Origin of the sequence: Streptomyces sp. SID10853, assembly GCF_010548145.1 — a bacterium.
Classification (GTDB): Bacteria; Actinomycetota; Actinomycetes; order Streptomycetales; family Streptomycetaceae; genus Streptomyces.
In genome coordinates this window covers 1-1,925 of record NZ_JAAGLN010000459.1, presented here as the reverse complement: position 1 = coordinate 1,925, position 1,925 = coordinate 1, and the positions used below count along the sequence as shown (strand labels likewise).

At 73.6% G+C, this 1,925-nt stretch carries 1 protein-coding gene and 1 pseudogene; one reads left to right on the top strand and one right to left on the bottom strand.

The features are described from left to right. Positions 1–112 precede the first annotated feature (112 nt). Entirely contained in the window at positions 113–1,246 is a 1,134-nt protein-coding gene (locus G3I19_RS36285) for a helix-turn-helix domain-containing protein (protein WP_164267917.1), read from the bottom strand. A 265-nt stretch (positions 1,247–1,511) separates the two neighbouring features. On the opposite strand from G3I19_RS36285, the pseudogene G3I19_RS36280 reads away from it, so the two are divergent. Further along, positions 1,512–1,925, top strand: a pseudogene (locus tag G3I19_RS36280) (hypothetical protein); the annotation flags it as partial.

Here is a 1,925-nt window from a genome sequence, read left to right as displayed (position 1 = left end):
GTCGCCCGCGCCACCCGGGGCGCCCGCGCTGCCCGGGTCCTGGACGTGCGCATCCTGGGTGGGCGCCCGACGGGTGCGGCGGGTGCGGCGGGTGCGGCTGCCCGGGGGGCCGTCAGCCGCTTCCCTCGACGGCTCCGGCCGGTGTGCTCCGGCCAGGCGTGTCCTGGGCAGCGGTGTTCAGGGCGGCTGCGTTCGGGGTGGCCGTGTTCGCGGTGGCGGTGTTCGGGGTGGCGGTGTTCGGGGTGGCGGTGTTCCGGACGGGGTCCCGGGCGACCCACCCCTTCTCGTACGCGTGCCAGCCGAGCTGCAGCCGTGTGCTGACCCCGGTCAGCTCCATCAGGCCCTTCACCCTCCGCTGCACCGTGCGCAGCCCGAGCTCCAGCTGCTTGGCGACGCTCGCGTCCGTCATCCCGGCCAGCAGGAGCGAGAGGATCTGCAGATCCGTGGCATCGGGGCCGGGTACGCCCTCCTCGGCGACCTCTCCACCGTGACCCAGCCGCAGGGGCAGCGCCTCCCGCCAGACCGCCTCGAAGAGTCCGCGCAGTGACTCCAGGAGCCCGCTGCCATGGACGACGAGCGCGGAAGGCTGTGCGCCCCGGCCGGTCAGCGGCACCATCGCCAGGCTCCGGTCCGCGATCACCAGCTTCGTCGGCACCCGGTCGACGACCCGTACCTGTTCCTTGCGGCCCATCGCCTCGGCCAGCGCCGCTATCCCGCCGGGCGCTTCCAGGACGACCCGCTCCAGTACCACCCGGTAGGCGACCCCACGCGTCGCCGCCCGCTCCTCGGCATCGTTGTCAACGCCGGACACCGCGATCGGGTCGCCGCCCGTCACCAGCGCACAGACCTCGTCCGTCGCACCCAGCTGCAGCTGGAGGAAGCGCTGGGACACCGCGTTCGCCCCGGTGACCACCTCCACCAGGTCGAGCACCGCCGGCTCCCTCGCCTCCGCCCGGAACTCCTCGACCAGCAACGCGGCCGCCAGCTCGGCCTGTTCCAGCTCGTGGCGGTGCTGGGTGAGCAGTGCGCCCAGGGCGACACCCGGCGGCGCGGCCACCCAGCGGCCGGTCCTGGCGGACGACTGGGCGGCCAGACCGTGCCGTTCGAGGCGGCGCAGGGCGCGTTCCGTATCGGCCTCGGGGAGCTGGAGCCGGTGCGCCAGGTCGGCCACATCGGCCGCGCCCAGTGCGACGAGTGAGCGGTACGCCGACTCCTGAACGTCGTCCAGACCTATGACGCCGAGCAAGGGAACCTCGATCCGGTGGCGGTTTTGAGTCACGGCGGGTTTCCGCCATGGCACATCATCGCCGCTCAACTCCGGTTTCTGCCAGGGTGATCGAACTGGTGTAACAGAACCTGGCTCGCCGCCGCGCCCGGTTGACCGTATCGGGCGGTTTGCGGCGCCCGTTCCGCAACTCCGTTGGGCCGTACCCCCGTGGGGGGCGGTGCGGCCCAACGGGCATTTTCGCGTGCTCTGTACCGGGACCACCCCATCGGTGGACAATAGGGGCATGAGTCAGCAGGGGGAGAAGCCCGCCACCGCCGACGACTGGTGGGGCCGGCTGTACGACGAGACCGCAGAGGACCGGGCGACCGCCGACAAGGGCGACACCCTGGACGACCGTTTCGTCTCCGCGGCGGGGGCGGTGGGCGCCGTGCGGGGCGCGGTTCCCGGTGCGGACGGGCACGAACCACCGGGTCCGGAAGGGGAGTTGCCGTCCGCGGCCGATCCGTCCGCGGCTGATCCGCCTGCGGCCGATCGGTCAGCGGTGGGGACCGCGCGGGCAGCGTGGCCGGTGGCCGCACCGGAGGGCCGGGCGCCGTGGGAGCCGCCTGAGGACGGCGTACTGCCCTCCCGCACGTTCCCGTTCCAGCGGGGGAGGAGCGGTGCCCCGCCCGGCACCGCACCTGGACCTGCGCAGCCG